This window comes from Burkholderiales bacterium (assembly GCA_013695435.1).
Taxonomy (GTDB): Bacteria; Pseudomonadota; Gammaproteobacteria; order Burkholderiales; family JACMKV01; genus JACMKV01.
The window spans coordinates 1-24,327 of the sequence record JACDAM010000011.1 but is presented as its reverse complement, the minus strand read 5'-3'; the positions used below and the strand labels follow the sequence as shown (position 1 = coordinate 24,327).

Sequence of the window (24,327 nt, the reverse complement as noted above, 5' to 3'; positions counted from 1 at the left end):
AACAACTCAGGATTACCAGATGCCCTCATTCGACATCGTTTCGGAAATCGACAAGCAGGAGTTGCGCAACGCCGTCGATCAGGCCAACAAGGAAATTGCGACGCGCTTCGATTTCAAAGGCTCGGACGCGCGCATCGAACAGGCGGAATACGTGCTGAGTGTTTACGCCGACGACGACTTCAAATTGAAACAGGTGCTCGACATCCTCCATGGAAAGCTGGCCAAGCGCAGCATCGACGTGCGCTCGATGGACATGGGCAAGATCGAGAAGGTCAGCGGCAACAAGGTCAAGCAAACGATCGCGATGAAAGTCGGCGTCGAGTCGGAACGCGCCAAGAAAATCGTCAAGCTCTTGAAGGACAGCAAACTCAAGGTGCAGGCGAGCATACAGGGCGACGCGGTGCGCGTGACCGGGGCGAAACGCGACAACCTGCAGGAGGCGATTGCGCTGATCAAGAAATCGGTGACGGATTTTCCCTTGCAGTTTCAGAATTTCAGGGATTGAGCTGACCGGGAAGGTTATTGATTAGCCTGGGAAGCAATGCGTCTGATTGATGGCTACGAAGCGCAAGCACAATCGGCAGCTTGAATTGCTTGCGGATTACAGACTGCTACAATCCAAACCATGGGCGAACCGCTTACATTCCAGCAAGGCCTCGCCGTAACGGGGAAACATCCACTTACGGTGATGGATTTTGCTCGTATGGCGGAGGTCGGCATTCTGCGCGAGGACGACAGGGTCGAACTGATCGAGGGAGAGCTGATCGACATGGCGCCAATCGGGCCCGGACATATAGGCGCCATCGCCTTGCTGACCAAGATGATGGTCGTCGCGGCAGCGGATAAAGCAGTGGTCAGCGTGCAAAGTTCGATCCTGCTGAGCGACCGTTCCCAGCCGCAGCCCGATCTTGTTCTTCTCAAGGCGCGCGCCGATTATTATCGCCATGCGCTTCCGGCCCCTGCCGACATCCTTCTGCTGATCGAAGTCGCCGACACCTCGATCGAATACGATCGCGATATCAAGCTTCCGCTTTATGGGAAAAGCGGCGTTCCTGAAGTCTGGCTTGTCAACCTCAAGGATGAAGCGATCGAGATTCATCAAGAACCGGGCATGAAAGGGTACCAGCGCATACTGCGACCCGACGGTGACAAGGTCATCTCGCCGCTTTTGTTTTCCGATTTCAGTCTGAGCGTGAAGCAGTTGTTTTCGCCATCCGCGGCTTGACCGGCGACGGGTGCAGGAATCGCCGAGGGCATCCAGAGGCCGGACTCGATCTCGTCTCTAAAGGTTTCTCCTTCGAGGCTTCGCCGACGACAATTGCCTGCCCCCGCCGAATGCCATGACTTTCCAGGTTTGAAACGGAGGCGCTATGGATTCTGATGTCGACGCCATGTCGCGTGATCAACTTGTCGCCGAAGTCAAAAGGCTGCGGCAGGGTATTCGCGAGCATCGCGACAGCACGGGTCACGAGTTGTGCTGGCACCATCCGGCGTTGTGGTCGCTGTTGCCCGAGAGATCGGATCCGCTTCCTGTCGTCCCCGATTGGCCGCAGTTCCTCCGTGGTTGCATCCGCTATCGTCAATCGCTAGACGATCAGGCGCCTCAAGCTCCTCGAAGCGATAAACCGTACCGCGAGTGAACCGCGAGTTTATCCGACCAATCATCCGATCAATCGAGAAATTCAGCGACAAACCGCGTTATTGTTTTGCGATCCGGTTGAGGCCCCTGCTACCGCTCGTAACGCAAGCCCTCGAACCAACGATCGTACAAGCGATCGGCGACTTCGTGCAGCGCGGCGAGGCGCGGCTCGATGTTCGCCTGCATCGTTGCCGGGTTCTGCACCGACGACGCGGGATGTTTCGCGATTTCATCGGCGCCACTCTCGCACCAGCTTGCGATCAGGACGGGCGTCATCTCGACGTGGCATTGCAAAGCCAGGTGTTTTCCCATGGCGAAAGCCTGATTACGGCAATACGGGCTGCCGAGCAGCCTGCCCGCGCCGTCGGGAATGTCGAACGTTTCGCCGTGCCAGTGAAACGCTTCGAATCCCGTCAGCGCGCCAAACCATTCGCGCGCAAGTGCGCTGTTTTCCACAGCAACCATGCCCCAGCCGATTTCCTTGACCGGATTCGCGCTTATCTTCGCCCCCAGCGCTTTCGCTATCAACTGGCCGCCGAGGCAATGACCGAGCAGTGGCACGTCGCTTGACACGGCCTTTCGCAGCAAATCGAGCAGCGGCGGAATCCACGGCAGATCGTCGTTGACGCTCATCGGCCCGCCCATCAACGCGATCCCCGAAAACGAGATCGGATCGATCGGCACCGCCGCTCCGCGATCTATTTCGATGAGTTGCCAGGGCAGCCGCCGCCGATCGAGATATGTGGCAAAATAGCCCGGCCCTTCCGATGCGAAATGGCGAAAAATGGCGATGGGTTTCATCAGGCAGGATTCAGGGAGCGTGGGATGAGTATTCGCTTACGGCATGCGTTGCTGTTGTGTCAGATCATCTGGCCCGCCCACGCCGGCGCGACTGAGGTCAATGTCATCGGGCTGACCTCGGGCAAGGCGGTCGTAACCATCAATGGCGGCAAAGCGCGCACGTTGAGCGCGGGCGGAACCGGGCCCGACAAAGTGAAACTGATCAGCGCGACCAGTGAGGCGGCTGTCTTCGAGATCGGCGGCGCCCGCCAGACGCTGCGCATGGGGCAAAGCATTTCAGCCAGCTTCGCGCCCACGGGTGTTGCGAGCGTCACGCTGGCTGCGGATGGACGCGGTCATTTCCAGCCTGCCGGCAGCATCAACGGCCGCTCGGTCACGTTTCTTGTCGATACCGGCGCAACCATGATCTCGATGAGCAACACCGAGGCGAAGCGGCTCGGCATCAACTATCTGCAGGGCGAGCGCGGTTATACATCGACCGCCAACGGCGTTGTTCCGGTCTACCGCATCAAGCTCGACAGAGTCAAAGTCGGCGATATTCAATTGCACAACGTCGACGGCCTGGTTCACGAAGGCAACAACCTCGATATCGTACTGCTGGGAATGAGCTTCTTGAACCGCGTCGAAATGCGGCGCGACGGCAGCAATATGACGCTGACCAAACGGTACTAGTGAACTGTAACGCGTGAAACCGTAGTGATTCGATGGGCGGTGTTGCGGTAGACCCATTTCACTGGTTTGGGCGCGGTATTGTATTTGCGGATATAACGCATGAGCTTTCTCTTGAGATCGGGTAGCGAGGTGAAGACGCCACGCGCGATCACATCGCGCTCGATCTTGGCGAACCAGAGCTCTACCTGGTTCAGCCAAGACGAGTAGGTCGGGGTGTAGTGCAGATGCACGTGGGAATGCTCGCCCAAGAACGCATCGACGCTCTTGGTCTTGTGAGCCGAAAGGTTATCGCAGATGACATGGATCTCTTTGCGCCTGGGCTGATGCGCGACGATGTCGGCCAGGAATGCCACGAACTCGGCGCTGGTGTGCCGGGCCGCCGTCTTGCCCAAGACCTCGCCGGTCCTGGTGTTGAAGGCGGCATAAAGGGAAAGCGTGCCATGACGGTAGTACTCAAATCCGTGTCGCTCGATGCGTCCGGGAGACAGCGGCAGCACCGGATCGAGTCGATCCAGAGCTTGAATGGCCGTCTTCTCATCAACGCAGAATACCGCCGCATGCGCTGGCGGATTCAGGTACAGGCCGATAACATCGGCAGCCTTGGCTTCAAAGTCCGGGTCGTTGGAGGCCATATAGCGCGCAAGCCGGTGCGGTTTGAGCCCATGCCTGGCCCATACCCGAGCCACCATCATGTGCGAAATCCCCAGCGTCTTGGCGAGCCTGCGACTGCTCCAGTGCGTGGCGCCATCGCTCGGAGTCTTCTGCGTCCAGGCAAGAATCTTCGCCTCGACCCGGGCGCTGTCCGAGGCGGGCACCCGACCTCGGTGGCGCGCGTACAAACCTCCCAGCCGCTCCGATTCAAAACGGCCCTTCCAGCGACTGATGTAGTCCGGCGTGCACGGCAGTTGGGAGCTGATCGCATTCCAACTCGTGCCTTCATCGAGCATCAGGATCAGCCGCGCACGCTTTGCATCCGCCGCGCTTGCCACCCGCGAGCGCGTCAGCGAACCCAGCACGCGCCGCTCCTCCGTCGTCAAATTGAGCGCGTTGTTCATGCCTCATATTGTACCACGGATATCAACGTTACAGGCCACTAGAAAGCCAAATCACCCTGCTCTCTTTTCGCGCTGCATCAGCGTTTTCCGCGGCGGCCTCGCGCCCATCTGGCTTTGCGCTTTCCCACCTCGATCTCGCGCAGCGAATCGAAATAATCGTTCAGGAGCGCAAGATTCTTGCGGTTGGTTTTCATGCGGATATCGATCACGTCGCCGATCAAGGGCACACTGCCGACCGCGGCGTCCACGACCACATTCTTGATCATGCGCATGAGCACCGTTTTCGGTACGCCCATCCGCCGCGCCTCGATCACAATGTAGGCCGCAAGCGCTGTCGTGACTACGTCGCCGATGCCGGGCACAAGCCCGATGATGCCGTCGAGACCGATGCGCCAGTTCGTTCCCGGAATTGCGAAACGATCGTCCAGCCAGTGCGACAGGCGCTCGAGTTTTTCGCGCGCCGCGGCGTCTGGAAGCGGGGACGAACTGGCGAAAGAGCCGACTGTTTTCAGCGCCATGCGTGCGCTGTCCCGGCGTCCTTGCCGGCAATGCGCCGTCCGCTTGAAACGAGGTAGCTCAATCTGGCGCGAAAGCTATCAGGGCGTGCGCGATAACACGGCGCTGCGTTGACTTCTGTCGCACGAATCCAAGTACGCGTTGTGCTTATACCGCGTGCCACGCGCCTTCGGGCTGCGTGCGTTTGTCGCGCTGGATCAGAGCGTATGCGGAATGGTTGTGGATCGACTCGAAGTTTTCCGACTCGACCACATAGGCGTCGATGCGCTTGTCGCGATTTAACACAGCGGCGATATCGCGCACCATGTCCTCGACGAACTTGGGATTGTCGTAAGCGCGCTCAGTGACGAATTTCTCGTCCGGACGTTTCAGCAGGCCATACAGCTCGCACGAGGCCTGGTCTTCAGCGTAGCGCACGATTTCTTCAATCCAGACGAAATCGTCGGTTTCCGCAGTCACCGTTACATGCGAACGTTGATTATGCGCGCCGTAATCCGAAATCTTCTTCGAGCACGGACACAGCGTCGTGACCGGCACGACGACTTTCATCGTGAAATGGTATTCGCCTTTTTCGATATTGCCAATGAAGGTAACGTCGTAATCGAGCAGGCTCTGCGAGCCGGTGACCGGCGCTGTCTTGTTGATGAAATATGGAAAATTCATTTCGATGTGACCGGCTTCGGCATCCAGCCGCTCGACCGTCTCGCGCAGGATGCTCTCGAACGATTCGACGGAAATCTCGCGTTCGTGCGCGTTCAGGATTTCGACGAAGCGCGACATGTGCGTGCCCTTGAAATTGTGCGGCAGATGCACGTACATCTTGAACGTCGCGATCGTATGCTGCACGCCACCGCTTTTATCGGCGACGCGCACCGGGTGGCGGATCGCCTTGATGCCGACGCGGTCGATCGCAAGCCGTCGCGTATCGGGCGTATTCTGCACATCCTCGATGGGATCGGGATAGAGGGTGTCGGGATAGTTCATGGCGTTTCCTTTGACGGCCCCGCAAGGGTTCGAAGTCGAATTATAGAGCGCAAAGCCAGGGTCTATGCTACTCGGCGAGCCGCCGCTTGCGGGGCGGATTCTGCCCCTCGGCCCGCTTTTGCTCCTCGGCCAGCCTTTTCTGGACGGCGGCCAGGATGCCCTTTTGGTCCAGACCGCATCCGGCCAGTAAAATTCCGGGATCGCCATGATCGATGAACCGGTCGGGCAATCCGAGCTGCAGCAGCGGCGGCATCGGGCTCGCTTCGCCAACGGCGCGGGAATGCAGATATTCGAGCACGGCGCTGCCGGCGCCGCCGAGCACGGTATTCTCTTCGACAGTCACTATCAATTCGTGGCTCGCCGCAAGCTCGGCGATCAGCGCTTCGTCGAGCGGCTTGACGAAACGCATGTTGGCAACCGTCGCATTCAGCTCTACGGCCGCCTGCAGGCAAGGCGTCAGCATGCTGCCGAAAGCAAGCAATGCGATGCGCGTGCCGCGGCGGCGGATTTCGCCGCGACCGAGCGGCAACGAGCGCATGGTTTTTTCGATGACGGCGCCAGGACCGCTGCCGCGCGGATAACGGACTGCCGTGGGCCCATCGATCTGGAACGCGGTATACAGCATTTGCCGGCATTCGTTTTCGTCGGCCGGGGTCATCACGACCATATTCGGCAGGCAGCGCAAATAACTGATATCGAAACTGCCCGCGTGCGTGGGACCGTCGGCGCCGACCAGTCCGGCGCGATCGATGGCAAACACAACGGGCAGATTCTGCAGCACGATGTCGTGGATCAATTGGTCGTAGGCGCGCTGCAAAAAAGTCGAGTAAATCGCGACAACCGGTTTCAGCCCTTCGCAGGCAAGCCCGGCGGCAAATGTCAGAGCATGCTGTTCCGCGATGCCGACATCAAAGTAGCGCTTGGGAAAACGCTGTGAAAATTTGACCAGGCCGGAGCCTTCGCGCATCGCCGGCGTGATGCCGATCAGGCGTTCGTCCTGTTCGGCCATGTCGCAAAGCCAGTCGCCGAATACCTGGGTGTAGGTCGGCTTGGCGCCGCCTTTGGCCACGATGCCGACTTCCGGATCGAACTTCGGCGGGCCGTGATACAGAATCGGGTCGTCCTCGGCCAGATAGTAACCCTTGCCTTTTTGCGTCGCGATGTGCAGCAACTGCGGGCCTTCGAGATTTTTCAGGTTGTTCAGCGTATCGACCAGCACGTCGAGATCGTGGCCGTCGATCGGGCCGATATAGTTGAAGCCGAATTCCTCGAAGAGCGTTCCCGGCGTGACCATGCCTTTCATGTGCTCTTCGGCGCGCCGCGCGAGTTCACGCATCGGTGGCACGCTTTTCAGCAGCCGGCCGCTGGCCTTGCGCGCCGCTGCGTAAAAACGACCCGACATCAGGCGCGCCAGATAATTGTTCAGCGCGCCGACGTTGTGCGAAATCGACATGTCGTTGTCATTGAGCACGACGAGCAGGTTGGTGTCCATTGCGCCGGCGTTGTTGAGCGCTTCGAACGCCATGCCCGCCGTCATCGCGCCGTCGCCGATGATGGCGACCACGTGACGATCGATGTTTTTCTGCTCGGCAGCGACCGCCATGCCGAGCGCGGCGCTGATCGACGTACTCGAATGCGCGGTGCCGAACGTATCGAATTCGCTTTCACTGCGGCGCGGAAAACCGGCCAGGCCGCCGTGCATGCGCAAGCGATCCATCCCGCCGCGCCGGCCGGTCAGTATTTTGTGCGCGTAGGTCTGATGGCCGACATCCCAGATCAGGCGATCGTGCGGTGTGTCGAACACGTAGTGCAGCGCGATCGTCAGCTCGACGGTGCCGAGGTTCGACGATAAATGTCCACCGGTCCGGCTGACCGATTCGACGAGGAAAGCGCGCAACTCGACCGCGAGCTGCTGCAGCTTGTCGCGGCTCAGAACTCGCAACTGCGCTGGGCTGTCGATTGTTTCCAGAAGGTCGTACACGCTGGCACTCGGCATCAAAATTTACGTAGCACAATATAGTCGGCGATTTCGCGCAACCTTACGGCTTCTGCGCCAAAGCCGCGCACGGCTTCGAACGCGTTGCAGCGTAAGCTCTCGGCCAAATCGCGCGTGGCCGAAAGCCCGAGCAAGCTGACGTAGGTCGGCTTGTTGTTGTCGGCATCCTTGCCGGCGGTCTTGCCCAGGGTTGCGGTCGTCGATTCGGCATCGAGCAGATCATCGACGACCTGGAATGCGAGGCCCATGCACTGCGCATAGCGATCGAGCCGGGCGAACCCGTCATCGTCAAGGCTGTTGCCGCAACGCGCGCCGAACAAGGTGGCGACACGAATCAGCGCGCCGGTTTTGTGAATGTGCATCGCCTCGACTTCGGGTAGCGACAGGTTTTTGCCCACGCTGTCGAGATCGATTGCCTGGCCGCCGGCCATGCCGCGCGATCCGGTTGCGACTGCCATCAGCTTGACCATTTCGAGTTGCGCGGCAGGCTCATCCGCGAGCCGGTAGTCGGCGATCAACTGGAAGGCCAGGCTTTGCAACGCGTCGCCGCACAATAGCGCCGTCGCCTCGTCGTATTCTACGTGACAGCTTGGCTTGCCTCGACGCAAAACATCATCGTCCATGCACGGCAAATCGTCGTGCACCAGCGAATAGGCATGGATGAGCTCGGTCGCCGCCGCGGCAATTGCGACGCGTTCCACGTCGGCCTCTGCAAGCTCACCGGCGGCGAAAGCGAGCAGCGGCCGGATGCGCTTGCCACCGCCAAGCACAGCATAGCGCATCGCCCGGTGCAGGCGCTGCGGTGCGATTTCGACGGGCGGCAGCAGCGAATCGAGCAGCATTTCGATGCGTTGCTGCTTGTCCGCCGTCCACCGCTGAAAATCATTGTGGATGATGGACACCCGACAAGTCTTTGAGGGTGTCGGCCTCCAGCACCTTCACTTGCTGCTGCACTTGCTGCAACGCGCCCTGACAATACTGCAAAAGCTCGGCGCCGCGTTTATAGGCAGCGAACGATTGCTCGAGCGGCAATTGCCCGGCCTCCATGCTCGCGACTATCGCTTCGAGTTCGGCCAGCGCCGTCTCGAAGGTCTGGGTTTTGTCTGGGGGTTTGCTCATTCGGGCCAATGGAGGAAAAGGCCGCTTTCAGGAAGGCGTACCATAGCGCAATCGCCGCTTTGCGGTCAACGGCGAACGCCCGCGAATTCTGACGCGGCTGCATGCGCGGCTTGATCGAAGTTCTTGTTGCGCAGTGCGGGAATTTCCGAAAAAATACCCGGTCTGATTCAACCCCGAGCGAGTCCTGTCAAGCCTGATTTCCGTTTTTGACTGGAGGTCTGATGACCCATTTTGTCGAATGCGCGGCGCTGGCTGCGGCGAAGACCCACACACCGGTCGCATGGTATTTCGACCGGACCGTGGCCGCGGCCGAGGCGCGCCTGCTGTTTGCGCGCGGGCCGCGCTATGTCGGCCATGAGCTGATGACGCCGGAGATCGGCGACTATCACACGCTGGAATGGATGGGGCACGCGAAAGCGCTGGTCCGTAATGACAACGGCATCGAATTGATGAGCAACGTCTGCCGCCACCGCCAGTCGATCTTGCGCAAGGGGCACGGCAATGCCGGAAACATCGTCTGCCCGCTGCACCGCTGGACTTACGATATCGAGGGCAAACTGCTCGGTGCACCGCATTTTCCGGCCAACCCGTGCCTCGATCTGGGCAAGACCAGGCTCGCGCGCTGGAACGGACTGCTGTTCGAAGGCGAGCGCGACGTTGCGCGCGATCTCGCCCAAGTCGGGGTGATGGGCGAAATCGATTTCAACGGCTATCGCTTCGATCGCGTCGAGATCGACGAATACCCGTTCAACTGGAAAACCTTCGTCGAAGTTTATCTCGAGGATTATCACGTCATCCCCTATCACCCGGGGCTCGGCGGCTTTGTCGATTGCGATGAACTCAACTGGCAGTTCGGCGACCGTTTCAGCGTGCAGACGGTGGGCATCAAGCAGAATCTGGCCAGGCCGGGCACGCAGAATTACGGCAAATGGCATGAGCAGGTGCTGCGCTACGGCGACGGCGCAATGCCGAAGTACGGGGCCGTCTGGATGATCTATTATCCGAACGTCATGATCGAATGGTATCCGCACGTGCTGGTCATCAGCACGCTGATACCTCGTGGCGCGGAAGCTTGTACGAATATCGTCGAATTCTATTTCCCGGAAGAGATCGCGCTATTCGAGCGCGATTATGTCGAAGCCGAACGCGTCGCTTATGACGAAACCGCGCGCGAGGACGACGAAATCTGCCAGCTCATGACCGAGGGCAGGCGCGCGCTGTATGAGCAGGGCCGCTCGGAAGCCGGGCCGTACCAGTCGCCGATGGAAGATGGCTTACAGCATTTTCACGAATTCCTGCAACGCGAGCTCGGACAGCACCTCGACTCCGTTTAACCGGTTTCCGCCGCTATTTGAAGGCGGGTCGAAGCGCTCGCCCTTTTTTCACCTCCCTTCATCTGTCGATGGGCGCATTGTGGATGCTGGTCGCCGGGCTGCTGTTCGCTGTCATGGGCGTGTTCGTCAAGCTCGGCTCGGCGCATTTTTCCAGCGCCGAACTCGTGTTCTACCGCTCGTTCATCAGCCTGATACTGATGGTCGGCCTGATGCGGGCGCGTGGTCTGCCGGCCGCGACGCCCCACCGGAAAATGCACGTGCTGCGCGGCTTGTCCGGGTTCTTTTCGTTGATGTTGTACTTTTACGCGATCAGCCTGCTGCCGCTCGCGAGCGCCGTGACGCTGAACTACACCTCGCCACTTTTCCTTGCGCTGTTTACGATTGTCATCATGCGCGAGCGCCCACAGTGGCCGCTGATTGTTGCCGTCATCGTCGGCTTTGTGGGCGTCGGCCTGCTATTGCGCCCGGCAATCGATCGCGAACTGCTGACCGGCGGGTTGGTCGGTCTTGCCTCGGGCTTTCTCGCCGGCATCGCTTATCTTAACGTCCGTCAGCTGGGTGAACTGGGCGAACCGGAATGGCGCATCGTTTTCTATTTCACGCTGATCTCGACGGTCGGCGCCGGCATCTGGATGCTCGTCCATGAATTTCACGCGGTCGATCAGGGCGACCTGTTGCTGCTGCTCGGTCTTGGCAGCAGCGCGACTATCGCGCAACTCGCAATGACGCGCGCTTACCGGACCGGCAACACGCTGGTTGTCGGCGCGCTCGCCTACAGCACGGTCCTGTTCGCGACAGTATTTGGCATCGTGCTTTGGCAAGAGATGCTGCCGCCGCTCGGTCTGGCCGGCGCTATACTGATTGTTCTGAGCGGCATCGTCGCGGTAAAGATAGCACCACGCGCGCCGGCTGCCACCGATTGATTTCGACGAATTTTCTATGATTGCAATTTCACGCAAAGACAAACTGGTTTCGGTCGCCGTCATGGGCGAATTCACGCTTGACGATTACCGCGAGTTCGAACGCGAAATGCTTGCGGTGTTGCCGGAAGCAGGCAAGGTCGACGTGCTGATGGATTTGCGCGATATGCTCGGCTACACGCTCGACGTCGCCTGGGAGGAGATCCGTTTCAGCCGCAGCCATGCCGACGATTTCGGCAAGATCGCGATCGTTACCGACGAGCAATGGATGATCTGGACGGCATGGCTGTCGCGCCTGTTCATTCACGCCGATTTGCGCGTGTTCGACGAAGACGCGCAGGCACTGGAATGGCTGACCGGGCAAGCCGTCGAGACGATGCAAACCGTGGAAAGTTCTTATTCGACGCTGATCGCCGCGTCACAACTCATCACGCATCTTTCCGATCCCAACTGGATTATTTTCGATTGTCGTCACGATCTGGCCGATTTCGATGCCGGCGAAAGCAGCTATGGCGAAAGCCATATTCCGGGGGCGCGTTTTGCTCACCTCGACCGGAATCTGGCGGGTGTGAAAAACGGCAGGAATGGGCGTCATCCGCTTCCTCATCCGAAGGATATGGCGGCGTGGCTCGGCAGTCAGGGCGTGGCGAACGACTCGCAGGTTGTTGCATACGACGCGTCGGGCGGAATATTCGCCGCGCGTTTGTGGTGGCTGCTGCGCTGGCTCGGCCACGACAAGGTCGCCGTGCTCGACGGCGGCTGGCAAGCTTGGGCGATGGCCGGATATCCGGCCACGACCGAACCACCGGAACTGACGCCGCGCGAGTTTTACGCATCGGCCGCAAGCGGCGCCGTCGACGTCAATTTCGTCCATAGCCATCTGCAGCAAGCGTCCATGCGCCTGCTCGATGCGCGCGCGGCGGATCGCTTCGCCGGCGAGAACGAAACCCTGGATCCGATCGGCGGCCATATCCCCGGCGCTCTCAATCGCTCCTACAAGAACAATCTGGACCAGCAGGGACGCTTCAAGCCGGCGGACGTCCTCAGGCGGGAATTCCAGGAGATGCTCGGTTCGGGCTCGCCGGGCCAGATCGTGCACCAGTGCGGCTCGGGTGTGACCGCCTGCCATAACCTGCTCGCCATGGAAATCGCCGGCTTGAGCGGCTCACGGCTTTATCCAGGCTCGTGGAGCGAGTGGTGCTCGGATACGCGGCGGCCGATAGCCACCGGATAAGCGTAATCGAGCGGCGCCTTCAAGGTTTTTCGGCCAAGGATGTTATTTCCAGCGAAGCTGGAATCTGCTTATCGAATGCGAGATTCCCGCTTCCGCAGAAATGACGATCGCGGTAAACAAATAAAGGAGCCGGCTGGACAAAACCAGCCGGCTTTTTACGACGGTCGCCAACTCAAAACACGCGGACTTCCGGTAACGGGAAGCCATTGAAGTTGCTCGCGTACGAACTTGTGTAGGCGCCTGCGTTCGGGATATAGATGAAATCGTTTTCCTGCACATCTTCCGGCAGCATCTGATCGCGCATCAGCACGTCCATCGAATCACAAGTCGGCCCTGCCACCACCCACGGAATCTCGCGGCCGTTGCGGTCGGTGCGGATTTCATAAATCAGGCCTTCCTGGGTTTCGATGATGCCGCCGAACACACCGGCATCCCAGTACATCCAGCGCTTGCCGGCGCGCGTCGCGGTGCCGACGACGCGGCATACGAAATAAGCGGCATCCGATACCAGATAACGGCCCGGCTCGGCCATGACGCGCATTTCCGGCGGTAGATCGCGGATCGCCTCGTTCACGACATCGGCAATCGCCTCGATCGACGGAATCGGCTTGACGTGGCGCACCGGGTAGCCACCGCCGATGTTCAACAGGCGCGGCTTGAGGCCGGCGAGGCGCATTTGCGCAAACACTCGTTTGGCGCTTTCGATACCGACGCGCCAGTTGTCCGGATTACGGCATTGCGACCCGACGTGGAACGTCACGCCCGCCAGATCGGCGCCGAGGGCGGCGGCCGTCGCGATAATGTCGGTGACTTCTTCGGGATGCGCGCCGAATTTGCCCGACAGCGGCCAATCGCTGCCGATGTTCGGCGTATCAATGCGCAGATAAAGTTTGGCGTCGGGCTTGACGCTGTGAATCTTGCGCAATTCTTCGACACTGTCCAGCACGTACCATTCGACGCCGTGACGCGCGGCGTACTCGACGTATTCGCGCGACTTCATCGGATTGCTGTAATAGATTTCAGCGGCCGGAACGCCGAGACCGAGCAGCAGATCGAGTTCGGCGATCGACGCGATTTCAAAACCGGCGCCTTCTTCGATCAGCGCGCGCAGGACTTGCGGGTGCGGATTCGCCTTGACCGCGTAATGCGGGTGAACGCGCGGCATCGCATCCTTGAAGCGGCGGGTCTTGCTACGGACGATTTCGGTGTCGACCAGCAGGAACGGTCTGCTATAGCCTGCTTCGACGGCGCGCCGGACGTGACTGAAGTCCAGGCTGATTTCGGGGTGGGTGTCGAACAGCTCTTCGGTTTCGATTTCTTTGTAAACAGCATTGCGCATCTGCATCTCAGCCTCCTGAAAAAGGCACTACGTAACGGGAATGTGGACGTTAACCAAATCGGTGCTGAACATCTCATAGATCTTTCTACTGGCCATGATGCCTCCTGTTGGCTCGGACGCCGGAGGACGTCCGAGGAGCGAATTATAGGCTGCACGCCCCCGGAATCAAGCGATATTTGCCGCTGGAAAAACGATTGAAAGAAAAGCTGAAACGCGATTAGACAGACGTGCGCGAATGAGTTCGCGGCGCATCGGAACCAATCGTGACGGGCGAGCGAAAAAACAAAAGGAGTTGTTCAGGCGATCCAAGGAAAGGCTGTTTTTCGAGGCACGGAGTTTACCCGCACCGGAACGACGGCGGGACGGAAACGAGGCCTAGATTTTTGGCAACGTCACGCCTTTCTGCCCCTGATACTTGCCGCCGCGGTCGCGATAAGACGTCTCGCAAACATCATCGGGCTGGCATTCGATGAAGATCACCTGGGCGACGCCCTCGTTTGCGTAAATCTTGGCGGGCAGCGGCGTCGTGTTGGAAAATTCCAGCGTGACGTATCCCTCCCATTCCGGTTCGAGCGGCGTCACGTTGACGATGATGCCGCAACGCGCGTAGGTCGATTTGCCGAGGCAGATGGTCAGCACATTGCGCGGAATCCGGAAATACTCGACGGTGCGGGCCAGCGCGAAAGAATTCGGCGGGATAATGCAGAATTCGCCATGCACATCGACGAACGATTGCGGATCGAATTTTTTTGGGTCGACGATCGTGCTGTTCAAATTGGTGAACAACTTGAATTCTTCCGAGCAGCGAATATCGTAACCGTAGCTCGATGTGCCGTAAGAAACCACCCGCCGACCGCCGACTTCCTTGATCTGATCCGGCTCGAACGGTTCGATCATGCCGCATTCCTGAACCATGCGGCGTATCCATTTATCGGATTTGACGCTCATAAATACCCTTTTGGGAAGCTCAGAAACGTTGTACGGAAGCTGTTGTTGGCACCAACGGTAGCGGACAAACCCCTCGCCGTCATTCCCGCCCCCGATTAAATCATTCGAGGGCAGGCTGCAGCGGAAATCCAGGGGTTTTGATCATCCGGAGTTACACAACTCTGGATTCCCGCGTGCGCGGGAATGACAGCGGGAACGGGATTGACAAGTTGATAACAGGGTTTCTTACGTATTCTGAATGACGATCTTCGGGAACAGCGCGGTTCTGTCCTGCGCCTGATCGGCGATTTTCAGGGCGATCCTGCGCGCGATGGCGCGATAGATGTGACTGATCTTTCCATCGGGATCGGCGACGACCGTCGGCATCCCCGAATCCCCGTTTTCGCGGATGACGATATCGAGCGGCAGCGAACCCAGCAAATCGACCTTGTAATCCGTCGCCATGTGTTGCGCGCCGCCGGCACCGAAAATATGCTCCTCGTGGCCGCAGTTCGAGCAAATGTGGGTGCTCATGTTTTCGACGATGCCGAGGATCGGGATACTGACCTTCTCGAACATCTTGAGCCCTTTGCGCGCATCGAGGAGTGCTATGTCCTGCGGCGTGGTGACGATGACCGCACCCGTGACCGGCACTTTTTGCGCGAGCGTCAGCTGGATATCGCCGGTGCCGGGGGGCAGGTCGATGACCAGATAATCGATTTCGCGCCAGCGTGTTTCGGTCAGCAATTGTTCGAGCGCCTGGGTGACCATCGGCCCGCGCCAGACCATCGGCGTTTCGATGTCGATCAGAAAACCGATCGACATCGCCTGTATGCCATGGCCTTCCATCGGCTCCAGAGTTTTTCCGTCATGCGACTCGGGACGGCCCTGAATGCCAAGCATGGTCGGTTGCGAAGGCCCGTAAATATCGGCGTCGAGCACGCCGACTGAAGCGCCTTCGGCCGCCAGCGCCAGCGCCAGATTGACTGCCGTAGTCGACTTGCCGACGCCGCCCTTGCCCGACGCCACCGCGATGATGTTCTTGACGTTCGGTATCAGCTTGACGCCGCGCTGCACGCTGTGCGAAACAATCTTGACGCCGGCATTGACGCTGACGTTGCCGGCGCCCGGGATTTTTTTAAGCCGGCTGATGACCTGTTTGCGCAGGCCGTCCATCACGTTTTTCGCCGGGTAGCCGAAAACGAGGTCGAGCGCGATGTCATCGCCTTCGATTTTGATATTGCGCGCGATTTTCCCCGCCATCAGGTCGCGCCCGGTATTCGGATCGCTGATTTCCTGCAGCGCGCTTTTAATCTGGGAATCTGAAACAGTCGAAACATTCATGATGCTTCCAATCATCGTTGGGATACGCATTCTAGAACAATTGCCGGCCGAACACCGATACCTGCGCCGATACCCGCCGCTGCCCGATACCCGCGCCGCCACGCTTTGCTACAATTTCAGTTTATTCCGCTGCCGCCCATGTCGCGCAAAATTCTCGTCACCTCCGCCCTGCCGTATGCCAATGGCAGCATCCATCTCGGGCATCTGGTCGAATATATTCAGACCGATATCTGGGTCCGCTTCCAGAAAATGCAAGGCCACGAATGCTATTACGCATGCGCGGACGATACGCACGGCACGCCGGTCATGCTCCGCGCGGAAGCCGAAGGGATCGCGCCCGAGCAGTTGATCGCGCGCGTGCACGGCGAGCATCTGCGCGATTTTCAGGGCTTTCATGTCGCTTTCGACAACTACGGCTCTACCCACTCGGGCGAAACCCGCCGCTATTCCGAAAGCATATATCTCGAGTTGCAGCGAAACGGGCTGATCGACCAGCGCGAAATCGAACAACTTTACGATCCGGTGAAGAACATGTTTTTGCCCGACCGGTTTGTTAAAGGTGAATGCCCGAAGTGCGGCGCGCGGGATCAATACGGCGATTCGTGCGAAGTCTGCGGCTCGGCGTACACGCCATCCGATCTGATCAACCCGTATTCCGCGGTGTCGGGCGCGGTACCAGTCAAAAAAGAATCGGAACATTATTTCTTCAGGCTCAGCGATCCGCGCTGCAGGGAATTTCTGCAGGCGTGGACGCGCGCGGGCACCTTGCAGCCGGAAGCCGCCAACAAGCTCGACGAATGGCTGACCTCCGGCTTGTCCGACTGGGACATTTCACGCGATGCGCCGTATTTCGGCTTCGAGATCCCCGGCGCCCCCGGCAAATTTTTCTACGTCTGGGTCGACGCGCCGGTCGGCTACATGGGCAGTTTCAGGAATTTATGCGATCGACTGCATCTGGACTTCGACGAATTCTGGCGCGCGGATGCGCGCACCGAGCTGTATCACTTCATCGGCAAGGACATCCTGTATTTCCACGCGTTGTTCTGGCCGGCAATGCTCGAATTCTCGGGCTACCGCAAGCCGACGCAGATTTTCGCGCACGGCTTTCTGACGGTAAACGGCGAAAAGATGTCGAAGTCGCGCGGCACTTTCATCACCGCGGAAAGCTATCTGAAACAGGGACTGAACCCGGAATGGCTGCGCTATTACTATGCCGCCAAACTGAATGGCTCGATGGAAGACATCGATCTCAACTTCGATGATTTCGTCGCGCGCGTGAACAGCGATCTGGTCGGCAAATACGTCAACATTGCGAGCCGCTGCGCTGGATTTTTGACGAAGCGCTTCGACGGCGTGTTGGCGGCGCCCGAGTTTCCCGCCGATATTGAAAATGCGTTCGCCGCCGCTCCGGAAGAAGTCGCGGGATATTACGCGAAACGCGAGTTCGGCAAGGCGCTGCGAAAAATCATGCATCTCGCCGATCTGGCAAACCAGTATGTCGACGCAAACAAACCCTGGGAGCTTGCCAAAGAAACCGCCAAAGAAGGATCGCTGCATGCCGTCTGTTCCACTGCGCTTGCCCTGTTTCGCGATCTGACCTTGTACCTTGCGCCCGTGTTGCCGCAAACCGCGTTGCGCGCCTGCCAGTTGTTGAATCTCGACATTTTGCGCTGGGACGACGCTTGGAAGCATCTTCCCGCCGGGCATCGGACCAAGCCCTACCAACACCTGATGACGCGCGTCGATCAAAAGCAGATCGCCGCCCTGCTCGATGCGAACCGGGAAAATATGCAGGTGGCATCGACCTCCGTCGCGCCCGCCTCCGTCGCTCGAACGATTCCGGCGGTAGACTCGACCACCATAGGCATCGACGATTTTACCAAAATCGATTTGCGCATCGCGCGCATCGTCAAGGCCGAGCACATCGAGCAAGCCGACAAGCTGCTGAAACTCACGCTGGACCTGGGCGCCGAAGAGCGTACCGTTTTCGCCGGCATCAAAACGGCTTATCGTCCCGAACAACTGGTCGGCCGGTTGACGGTGCTGGTCGCGAATCTCGCGCCGCGCAAGATGAAGTTCGGGGTATCCGAGGGCATGGTGCTGGCAGCCGGAAATGGCGAAGGAATCTACCTGCTGAGCCCCGATGACGGCGCCGGACCCGGCATGCGGGTCAAATGATTTTCTCCTTCCGACCCGAGGGGAAGGAAAGAGCGCAAGCATGGCCAACGTAAGCCGCCTGATCATTCGCGGCCGCGTGCAAGGCGTTTATTTTCGCGAGTCTATGGCGATGAAAGCGCGCGAATTGAAAGTCACAGGCTGGGTGCGCAACCGCCGCGACGGCAGTGTCGAAGCGATGGTGCAAGGCACGGGCGAAGCGCTCGGCGAAATAGTGGCGTGGGCCAGAACCGGCCCGGATCGCGCGCTGGTGGAATCGGTGCAGCTTGACGAAGGCAGCGGTTATTACAGCCGCTTCGACGTGCATCCTTCGATTTGAAGCGCAGCGCCGGAGAGCCGCTTCAGACTCAATCCTCCTCGCGCAGTCCCTTGTATTGCGAGGCAAGTTGTTGCTGCACGGCCGGCGGCACCGGCTCGTAATGGCTCAGCTCGAGCGAATACGATCCCTGTCCGGCAGTCACGGCTTTGATCCGTGACTGGTAATTACTCAGCTCGCTAAGCGGAACCTGGGCGGTAATCGCGACGCTGTTGCCGCGCAACGGCTGCGTGCCGTTAATCACGCCTCGCTTAGCGGATAAATCGCCGGTAATCTCGCCGATGCTGGCATCGGGGGCGATGACTTCGATGTTGACGATGGGCTCGAGCACGATAGGCCGCGCCCTCAACATGGCATCGAGGAAAGCTTTCTTGCCGGCCGCCACGAACGCGACTTCTTTCGAATCGACCGGATGATGCTTGCCGTCGTAGACGGTCACTTTGACATCCTGCACCGGATATCCCGCCACCGGCCCCGCTTCCAGAACCTGACGCACGCCTTTTTCGACCGCGGGAATGAATTGCGAGGGAATCGCGCCGCCATACACGCTGTTGACAAAGCTGAATCCCTCGCCGCGCGCAAGCGGCTCTATGCGCAAAAAAACTTCGCCAAACTGCCCTGCCCCGCCGGTTTGCTTCTTGTGGCGGTGGTGGCCCTCGGTATTCGCCGTCACGGTTTCGCGGTATGGGATGCGCGGTGGACGCGTATCGACTTCGACATGATATTGCTGCGCCATTTTTTCGAGCACACAGCGCAGGTGCAGATCGCCGAGCCCGCGGATCACGGTCTCGTGCGTGGCGGCGCTGCGTTCGACACGAAAGCATGGGTCTTCGGCTTCCAGCTTGTGCAGAACATCGAATATACGCTGCTCGTCGCCGCGGCGTTTCGGTTCCACGGCGAGGCCATGCATGGGCTTGGGGAAATCGAGCGGCCGCAGATGGATGTGGTCTTCGTCGTGCGAATCGTGCAGCACGCTGTCGAACTCGATTTCGTCGATCTTGGCGATCGCGCCGATATCGCCGGGAACACAGACATCGGTTTCGACATAATCCTTGCCGCGCAGCATGAAAAGATGTCCGACCTTGAACGGTTTGCGGCCATCGCCGATGAACAGTTGAGTATCGCGCGTGATCGTGCCCTGGTGCACGCGAAACACACCGAGCTTGCCCACGAAGGGATCGATGATGACCTTGAACACATGCGCAAGCACGTGTTTAGCCGGATCGGGCTGCGCGTACATTTCTTCCGCGTCAGTGCCTTCGCCTTTCAGAAACAATTGCGGATTGCCCTCGGCCGGATTCGGCAGCAGCTTGACGATCACATCGAGCAGCTCGCCAACGCCGGCGCCGTTGCGGGTTGAAACGAAGCAAACGGGAATCAGATGGCCTTCGCGCAGCGCCGCCTCGAATGGCGCGTGCAACTGCTCGGGCGAGATCTCGCCCTGTTCGAGATACAGCGCCATCAGGTCTTCGTCGACCTCGACGACCTGATCGACAAGCGCGCTGTGCGAGGCTGCAACCGAGGAAAAATCCGAGTCGCCAGCCGGATTGAAAAAACAGTCGACCACGCGCCTGCCTGTATCGGCCGGCAAATTGATCGGCAAACATTCCCTGCCGAACGCCGCCTGAATTTTTTCGAGCAAACCTGGAAGATCGACGTTTTCGGCGTCTATCTTGTTGACGACTATAATCCTGCACAAGCGGCGTTTCGCCGCCCACCGCATCATGCGGCTGGTGATCATTTCGATGCCGTTCGACGCATTGATGACAACCGCCGCGGTTTCGACTGCCGGCAGCGCACTGATCGCCTGCCCCATGAAATCCGGATAGCCTGGTGTGTCGATCAGGTGGACATGAGCCCCGGCATGATTGAAATTGACGATTGCGGCGTTCAGCGAATGCTGATGCGCGCGTTCGAGCGGATCGTAGTCGCATACCGTCGTGCCGCGCTCGAGGCTGCCCAGCGCGTTGATCGCGCCGGCTTTGAAAAGCAGCGCCTCAGCCAGGCTCGTTTTGCCGCTGCCGCCGTGACCGACCAGCGCGAGCGTGCGTATCGCTTCAGTTGCATGTGATGCCATAGCCGCTCCTCGCGAATGTCCGGTTTCAGTATAGGTAGCGGCGGGTGACTGGGCAAGCCGCAATTCCGGTTGCTTTGCGGCGCCCGGCACGCCGCGTTACGATGCCGGATTTCCCGCACCACGGTTATGGACGAACAAGAGATAGTCATCGGCCTAGTGACGATCAGCGACCGCGCATCGCAAGGCGTCTACCAGGATCAAGGCATTCCGGCACTGACGGCCTGGTTGCAGCTCGCGCTGGCGAGCCGCTGGAACGCGGTAACGCGAATCATCCCGGACGAACGCGCGATCATCGAGGCGACGCTTCGCGAGCTGGCCGATCAGGCCGGTTGCCACCTCGTATTAACGACAGGAGGCACCGGCCCGGCGCCGCGCGATGTGACGCCGGAAGCGACATTGGCGGTGGCTGACCGCGAATTGCCCGGCTTCGGCGAGCAGATGCGCGCAGTCAGCCTGAAATACGTTCCGACTGCCATCCTGTCGCGTCAGGTCGGCGCCGTTCGCGGCAAAACGCTGATACTGAACCTGCCGGGCCAGCCGAAGGCGATCAAGGAAACGCTCGACGGCGTGTTCGCCGCAGTCCCTTATTGCATCGATCTGATCGGTGGGCCGTACATCGAAACACATGAAGAAATCGTCAAGGCTTTTCGCCCCAAAACAGCGCTCCGGGACAAGAAATGAATGCAGCCGCGATTGAAATCGAGACCGGACCAAATCCGCGGGCGAGCGTGATCTGGCTGCATGGGCTAGGCGCCGATGGCAATGATTTCGCGCCGATCGCCCGTCAGCTTCATTTGCCACTCCCTACCCGTTTCGTTTTTCCGCACGCGCCGATGCAGCCAGTGACGATCAATGGCGGCTCCGTGATGCGCGCCTGGTATGACATCAGCGACCAGAACATGGCGCGGCGCGAAGACGAAGCCGGTATACGGAAATCACAGGGCATGATCGATCAATTGATCGAACACGAAATCGAGCGCGGCATATCACCAGGCAAGATCGTATTGGCGGGCTTTTCACAGGGCGGCGCGATCGCCCTGCAAGCCGGCCTGCGTTCTACGCAGCGCCTGGCCGGCATTCTGGCGCTTTCGACCTACCTGCCGCTCGGGCAAACCCTGGCCACTGAACGACACCGCGAAAATCATGGCTTGCCCATCTTCATGGCGCACGGTACTTATGACAATGTTATTCCGCTGTCAATCGCGACGGACTCTTGCGGGATTTTGCAGGAGCACTGCTATGCGGTCGAATGGCACGAATATCCGATGCCGCATTCTGTAAACAACGAAGAAATCGCGGATATCGACGCCTGGCTCGGCCGTGTGCTGAAAGGCGGCTAGGCCAATCGCTGGATGAGCCGGAACTCGCCGAGATCGTATTCCTCGCCTTCCTCAATCAGCTTTTCCGGTGCGAGCAAAAAGCTTTGTCCGCGCACACGCAGCTCGAAGCTTTGTTCAGCATTGAAGCAGCCCGGCTGCAGCAGAAGGGTGACTTCGCCGCTGTCGGCCGGCTCGAATGACAGCAACATGCAGTGCAATTCAGGATCCTTTTTGCTGTCGTTCTGACTATCGATGGTCAGCGCGCTTTCGGTAGCGGCCTGAATTTCGAATAGTCGCGCGGGCTGCACCGAGCGCGCCAAAACCTCGATTCCGACATGGCGCTGGTGCTGTGAATCGCGGCTCAGCCGGCGGATGATGCCGATGCTCCATTCGCGCTCCGCTTCGGTTTTGATGCCAACCAGGCCGCCTACGCGGAGCCAGTCGCCTTTGACGTTTTCGATGACCGCGCCATAGCCTCCCGCACTGATGTTTTGCGCGATCCAGCTTTCGGCGCCGTCTGGTTCGGCGCTATCTTCACCGCGCCTGCACAGCGTACTGAAGATTTGCTCGTAACCATGCAGCACGGCAAGCCGGTTCATCGAATTGCGTCGTTCCGCTTTGCGCGCTGGCGGCTTCGCGGCCCAGAACTGGGCGAAATGGCGAAGCACCTCGATCACGGCGCGCTGCGTGTAGGCCGGGCCAAGATTCAACTCGTCCGGCGTTGGCCCGATCTTGATCGAATGAATTAAATTGTCGAGTTCCCGGGAACTCTTTCCCGGGCCAAAAAAGCGCAGATTGCCGCCAAGATCGGCGTCTTGCAAGCGACGTGCAGGCGGCGCACTGCCGTTCAGATCGAAGTAATAGGGTGTGGCAGGGCTTGGACTTAACTCGATTGTGAACCAGCCGGAAAAATGGCTGACGATGCGCTCTGCGATCTCGAGTTGAATCGGCAGGAGTTTGTCCGTGGATGAGACGGCGAGCATCAGGGCTTTCAGAAACTCGCGGCAGACCGACGAAGCCCCGTAAAGCGCCGGATACATCGCGTTCTCGGTTCGATGAATGGCGCGCGCTTCGGCAAATGCGTAGACCTTGCCGAGATCAGCCCATATCTGCTCGTCGACCGGGCCGTAGCGCAGCAAGCCCCACTTGAGCTGCATAGCCAGCGCGGCCGTCGTCCGTGTGGCAATCACGGGTAAACGGCTTGCGAGCCCGGCTTTATGCTTCGCCACTGTGTTAAACGCTTCGATGCAATCGAGATAAGCGCTGCTCAGTTGCTTGCAGAACTGGAAGATGGTGGTCCACAGCAGATTTTCCTGATACTTGTGCAAACGCGAAGCGAGGTATTCCTGACTCAGCCTGGCGTAATGCGTCTTCGCGGTATGATCGATCAGATCGATGATCTCAAAGTTCGTGGCCGGCTCCACTTCGTCCGAGTTGCGCAACGACTCCAGCGCGTAGCCGAGCTCCTCCAGACATTTGAAGGAATTCCCCGCCGGCAGCTCCGCGATGAATTTCCTCGTTTGTTTAAGGTCAATGGGCGCCGTGTCATCCGCGCCGCTCAGCCTTCTTATCCAGTCAAGCACACCAGCATCCTCCTGTGAAACGATGATGGCACTCGATGCTCGTCGCGCGCAATACTCGCGGGGCTTATTATCATTGGTACCGGCGCGACGAATATCAGCCTTTGCGTCCTACGATTCCCCGTCCCGAATAGTTATGCCACTGTAATTCTTACATCTGCATGTAATTTTTTCCGTGAATTTCAAGCCGCATCGGAAACACTCGAGCCGACGGGCGCAACGCGCTTGGCGCATACCCTTGCAGCAAGAGCGGGATGAAATAGTGGCACATTGATTGCTCGCAAAAATTGCAAACGGCGTCCACAAACCAGGAGGGAGAAATGTCCTCGAAAAGATTCCAGGTAGCGGCCGCAATCGCGGCAAGCTGCTTTTTCGTACCCATGTCCGCTTCGGTAAGCGCCGATGCCGGCTCGCGCGCCGAGTCGCAGCAGGATGCGCGTGAATTCGCAAGCGATGCAATGATCACAGCGCGGGTTAAAACCGCGCTGCTGACGGACAAGCGCGTCGATGGGCTGCCGATCGATGTCGATACGAAAAACGGCGTCGTTACCCTGAAAGGGGCGGTAGACGAGGCGGCGCAAATCAATCAAGCGGAGCGGCTGGCGGCTGGGGTGGAGGGTGTTGAATCAGTGAGCAATAATCTGACCGTGGGCAGGGATTCTGTCGCTTTCGACGCCGGCGCGAAGGGCGACGAGCAACGCGGTATCGGCCGAGCCGTCGATGACGGAATCATAACCGGCAAGGTAAAAACCGCTCTGGTCGCCGACGCCGAAATCAAGGGTTTGATGATAGACGTCGACACCAATCGCGGCGTGGTAACCCTGAGCGGACAAGTCGAAACCATGGCGCAATTGGATAAAGTGATGAAAATCGCCGGGCAGACGCAGGGTGTTAACGCCGTCAATAACCAGCTCAGCGTCAAAAATGTATCGAAGCAAAGCAGGGGCGGCGCAGGGCGTGGCGAACTTAACCTCGTGCGC

General features: G+C 59.2%; 24 protein-coding genes. 12 read left to right on the top strand and 12 right to left on the bottom strand.

The genetic code is table 11. The features are described 5' to 3' along the window. The first annotated feature begins 19 nt into the window (after positions 1–19). The 3 genes from H0V78_00505 (at position 20) to H0V78_00495 (ending at position 1,640) form a co-directional block, all read left to right on the top strand. The gene (locus H0V78_00505) at positions 20–505 is read left to right on the top strand and encodes a YajQ family cyclic di-GMP-binding protein (GenBank protein MBA2350308.1); all 486 of its coding nucleotides are present in this window, start codon (positions 20–22) and stop codon (positions 503–505) included. 120 nt (positions 506–625) lie between these two features. Further along, on the top strand, positions 626–1,225 hold the full coding sequence (locus H0V78_00500) for a Uma2 family endonuclease (GenBank protein ID MBA2350307.1): 600 nt from the start codon (positions 626–628) through the stop codon (positions 1,223–1,225). A 145-nt stretch (positions 1,226–1,370) separates the two neighbouring features. Continuing rightward, the gene (locus H0V78_00495; GenBank protein MBA2350306.1) at positions 1,371–1,640 is read left to right on the top strand and encodes a hypothetical protein; all 270 of its coding nucleotides are present in this window, start codon (positions 1,371–1,373) and stop codon (positions 1,638–1,640) included. An 89-nt stretch (positions 1,641–1,729) separates the two neighbouring features. Here H0V78_00495 and H0V78_00490 read toward each other — a convergent pair whose 3' ends face one another. Then, positions 1,730–2,440 (bottom strand): type 1 glutamine amidotransferase, encoded by a 711-nt coding sequence (locus H0V78_00490; GenBank protein ID MBA2350305.1) that lies wholly within the window; start codon positions 2,438–2,440, stop codon positions 1,730–1,732. 24 nt (positions 2,441–2,464) lie between these two features. Here H0V78_00490 and H0V78_00485 point away from each other — a divergent pair, with 24 nt between their 5' ends. Continuing rightward, entirely contained in the window at positions 2,465–3,112 is a 648-nt protein-coding gene (locus H0V78_00485; protein MBA2350304.1) for a TIGR02281 family clan AA aspartic protease, read from the top strand. Here the strand turns inward: H0V78_00485 and H0V78_00480 are convergent. The 6 genes from H0V78_00480 to H0V78_00455 form a co-directional block, all read right to left on the bottom strand. Further along, the gene (locus tag H0V78_00480; protein ID MBA2350303.1) at positions 3,109–4,167 is read right to left on the bottom strand and encodes an IS630 family transposase; all 1,059 of its coding nucleotides are present in this window, start codon (positions 4,165–4,167) and stop codon (positions 3,109–3,111) included. The genes H0V78_00485 and H0V78_00480 overlap by 4 nt on opposite strands. A 77-nt stretch (positions 4,168–4,244) precedes the next feature. Next, entirely contained in the window at positions 4,245–4,685 is a 441-nt protein-coding gene (locus H0V78_00475; protein MBA2350302.1) for a DUF4112 domain-containing protein, read from the bottom strand. A 145-nt stretch (positions 4,686–4,830) separates the two neighbouring features. After that, positions 4,831–5,667, bottom strand: a complete 837-nt coding sequence (locus tag H0V78_00470; protein MBA2350301.1) for a GTP cyclohydrolase I FolE2 — start codon at positions 5,665–5,667, stop codon at positions 4,831–4,833. A 67-nt stretch (positions 5,668–5,734) separates the two neighbouring features. Next, positions 5,735–7,648 carry a 1-deoxy-D-xylulose-5-phosphate synthase gene (dxs, locus tag H0V78_00465; protein MBA2350300.1) on the bottom strand — a complete coding sequence of 638 codons (1,914 nt, stop codon included), beginning with the start codon at positions 7,646–7,648 and terminating at the stop codon, positions 5,735–5,737. Positions 7,649–7,662: 14 nt separating this feature from the next. Next, the gene (locus H0V78_00460; GenBank protein ID MBA2350299.1) at positions 7,663–8,505 is read right to left on the bottom strand and encodes a polyprenyl synthetase family protein; all 843 of its coding nucleotides are present in this window, start codon (positions 8,503–8,505) and stop codon (positions 7,663–7,665) included. A gap of 40 nt (positions 8,506–8,545) precedes the next feature. Next, positions 8,546–8,782, bottom strand: a complete 237-nt coding sequence (locus H0V78_00455; protein MBA2350298.1) for an exodeoxyribonuclease VII small subunit — start codon at positions 8,780–8,782, stop codon at positions 8,546–8,548. A 221-nt stretch (positions 8,783–9,003) separates the two neighbouring features. On the opposite strand from H0V78_00455, the gene H0V78_00450 reads away from it, so the two are divergent. The 3 genes from H0V78_00450 to H0V78_00440 all read left to right on the top strand — a co-directional run bounded on the left by H0V78_00450 (position 9,004) and on the right by H0V78_00440 (position 12,270). Beyond that, the gene (locus H0V78_00450; protein MBA2350297.1) at positions 9,004–10,116 is read left to right on the top strand and encodes an aromatic ring-hydroxylating dioxygenase subunit alpha; all 1,113 of its coding nucleotides are present in this window, start codon (positions 9,004–9,006) and stop codon (positions 10,114–10,116) included. A gap of 83 nt (positions 10,117–10,199) precedes the next feature. Continuing rightward, on the top strand, positions 10,200–11,039 hold the full coding sequence (locus tag H0V78_00445; GenBank protein MBA2350296.1) for a DMT family transporter: 840 nt from the start codon (positions 10,200–10,202) through the stop codon (positions 11,037–11,039). A gap of 16 nt (positions 11,040–11,055) precedes the next feature. Next, positions 11,056–12,270 carry an STAS/SEC14 domain-containing protein gene (locus H0V78_00440; protein ID MBA2350295.1) on the top strand — a complete coding sequence of 405 codons (1,215 nt, stop codon included), beginning with the start codon at positions 11,056–11,058 and terminating at the stop codon, positions 12,268–12,270. Positions 12,271–12,442: 172 nt separating this feature from the next. Here H0V78_00440 and H0V78_00435 read toward each other — a convergent pair whose 3' ends face one another. The 3 genes from H0V78_00435 to apbC all read right to left on the bottom strand — a co-directional run bounded on the left by H0V78_00435 (position 12,443) and on the right by apbC (position 15,880). Beyond that, a complete protein-coding gene (locus H0V78_00435; GenBank protein ID MBA2350294.1) occupies positions 12,443–13,615 on the bottom strand; it encodes a type III PLP-dependent enzyme in 1,173 nt (390 codons plus the stop codon). 369 nt (positions 13,616–13,984) lie between these two features. Then, on the bottom strand, positions 13,985–14,557 hold the full coding sequence (locus H0V78_00430) for a dCTP deaminase (GenBank protein MBA2350293.1): 573 nt from the start codon (positions 14,555–14,557) through the stop codon (positions 13,985–13,987). Between the two features lie 225 nt (positions 14,558–14,782). Beyond that, positions 14,783–15,880, bottom strand: coding sequence for an iron-sulfur cluster carrier protein ApbC (gene apbC / locus H0V78_00425; GenBank protein MBA2350292.1), 1,098 nt, complete (start codon positions 15,878–15,880; stop codon positions 14,783–14,785). 138 nt (positions 15,881–16,018) lie between these two features. On the opposite strand from apbC, the gene metG reads away from it, so the two are divergent. Together metG and H0V78_00415 are read left to right on the top strand one after the other, a co-directional pair. After that, a complete protein-coding gene (metG, locus tag H0V78_00420) occupies positions 16,019–18,058 on the top strand; it encodes a methionine--tRNA ligase (GenBank protein ID MBA2350291.1) in 2,040 nt (679 codons plus the stop codon). A gap of 40 nt (positions 18,059–18,098) precedes the next feature. Then, the gene (locus tag H0V78_00415) at positions 18,099–18,374 is read left to right on the top strand and encodes an acylphosphatase (GenBank protein MBA2350290.1); all 276 of its coding nucleotides are present in this window, start codon (positions 18,099–18,101) and stop codon (positions 18,372–18,374) included. 28 nt (positions 18,375–18,402) lie between these two features. Here the strand turns inward: H0V78_00415 and H0V78_00410 are convergent, their stop codons facing one another. Continuing rightward, positions 18,403–20,448 carry an elongation factor G gene (locus H0V78_00410; GenBank protein MBA2350289.1) on the bottom strand — a complete coding sequence of 682 codons (2,046 nt, stop codon included), beginning with the start codon at positions 20,446–20,448 and terminating at the stop codon, positions 18,403–18,405. A 126-nt stretch (positions 20,449–20,574) separates the two neighbouring features. On the opposite strand from H0V78_00410, the gene mog reads away from it, so the two are divergent. Together mog and H0V78_00400 are read left to right on the top strand one after the other, a co-directional pair. After that, the gene (gene mog, locus H0V78_00405; GenBank protein ID MBA2350288.1) at positions 20,575–21,129 is read left to right on the top strand and encodes a molybdopterin adenylyltransferase; all 555 of its coding nucleotides are present in this window, start codon (positions 20,575–20,577) and stop codon (positions 21,127–21,129) included. Next, a complete protein-coding gene (locus tag H0V78_00400; GenBank protein MBA2350287.1) occupies positions 21,126–21,788 on the top strand; it encodes an alpha/beta hydrolase fold domain-containing protein in 663 nt (220 codons plus the stop codon). Before mog ends, H0V78_00400 begins: the two co-directional genes overlap by 4 nt. Here the strand turns inward: H0V78_00400 and H0V78_00395 are convergent. Continuing rightward, positions 21,785–23,350 carry a hypothetical protein gene (locus H0V78_00395; GenBank protein MBA2350286.1) on the bottom strand — a complete coding sequence of 522 codons (1,566 nt, stop codon included), beginning with the start codon at positions 23,348–23,350 and terminating at the stop codon, positions 21,785–21,787. The two genes, H0V78_00400 and H0V78_00395, sit on opposite strands and share 4 nt — an antisense overlap. Before the next feature lie 317 nt (positions 23,351–23,667). Here H0V78_00395 and H0V78_00390 point away from each other — a divergent pair. Next, positions 23,668–24,327, top strand: a 660-nt coding sequence (locus H0V78_00390; protein MBA2350285.1) for a BON domain-containing protein, incomplete at its 3' end; no start/stop codon positions are given.

Coding starts and splice junctions, on each gene's coding strand:
- H0V78_00505 (MBA2350308.1), top strand. CDS start 20: ATGCCCTCATTCGACATCGTTTCGGAAATCGACAAGCAGGAGTTGCGC.
- H0V78_00500 (MBA2350307.1), top strand. CDS start 626: ATGGGCGAACCGCTTACATTCCAGCAAGGCCTCGCCGTAACGGGGAAA.
- H0V78_00495 (MBA2350306.1), top strand. CDS start 1,371: ATGGATTCTGATGTCGACGCCATGTCGCGTGATCAACTTGTCGCCGAA.
- H0V78_00490 (MBA2350305.1), bottom strand. CDS start 2,440: ATGAAACCCATCGCCATTTTTCGCCATTTCGCATCGGAAGGGCCGGGC.
- H0V78_00485 (MBA2350304.1), top strand. CDS start 2,465: ATGAGTATTCGCTTACGGCATGCGTTGCTGTTGTGTCAGATCATCTGG.
- H0V78_00480 (MBA2350303.1), bottom strand. CDS start 4,167: ATGAACAACGCGCTCAATTTGACGACGGAGGAGCGGCGCGTGCTGGGT.
- H0V78_00475 (MBA2350302.1), bottom strand. CDS start 4,685: ATGGCGCTGAAAACAGTCGGCTCTTTCGCCAGTTCGTCCCCGCTTCCA.
- H0V78_00470 (MBA2350301.1), bottom strand. CDS start 5,667: ATGAACTATCCCGACACCCTCTATCCCGATCCCATCGAGGATGTGCAG.
- H0V78_00460 (MBA2350299.1), bottom strand. CDS start 8,505: ATGCTGCTCGATTCGCTGCTGCCGCCCGTCGAAATCGCACCGCAGCGC.
- H0V78_00455 (MBA2350298.1), bottom strand. CDS start 8,782: ATGAGCAAACCCCCAGACAAAACCCAGACCTTCGAGACGGCGCTGGCC.
- H0V78_00450 (MBA2350297.1), top strand. CDS start 9,004: ATGACCCATTTTGTCGAATGCGCGGCGCTGGCTGCGGCGAAGACCCAC.
- H0V78_00445 (MBA2350296.1), top strand. CDS start 10,200: ATGCTGGTCGCCGGGCTGCTGTTCGCTGTCATGGGCGTGTTCGTCAAG.
- H0V78_00440 (MBA2350295.1), top strand. CDS start 11,056: ATGATTGCAATTTCACGCAAAGACAAACTGGTTTCGGTCGCCGTCATG.
- H0V78_00435 (MBA2350294.1), bottom strand. CDS start 13,615: ATGCAGATGCGCAATGCTGTTTACAAAGAAATCGAAACCGAAGAGCTG.
- H0V78_00430 (MBA2350293.1), bottom strand. CDS start 14,557: ATGAGCGTCAAATCCGATAAATGGATACGCCGCATGGTTCAGGAATGC.
- apbC (MBA2350292.1), bottom strand. CDS start 15,880: ATGAATGTTTCGACTGTTTCAGATTCCCAGATTAAAAGCGCGCTGCAG.
- metG (MBA2350291.1), top strand. CDS start 16,019: ATGTCGCGCAAAATTCTCGTCACCTCCGCCCTGCCGTATGCCAATGGC.
- H0V78_00415 (MBA2350290.1), top strand. CDS start 18,099: ATGGCCAACGTAAGCCGCCTGATCATTCGCGGCCGCGTGCAAGGCGTT.
- H0V78_00410 (MBA2350289.1), bottom strand. CDS start 20,448: ATGGCATCACATGCAACTGAAGCGATACGCACGCTCGCGCTGGTCGGT.
- mog (MBA2350288.1), top strand. CDS start 20,575: ATGGACGAACAAGAGATAGTCATCGGCCTAGTGACGATCAGCGACCGC.
- H0V78_00400 (MBA2350287.1), top strand. CDS start 21,126: ATGAATGCAGCCGCGATTGAAATCGAGACCGGACCAAATCCGCGGGCG.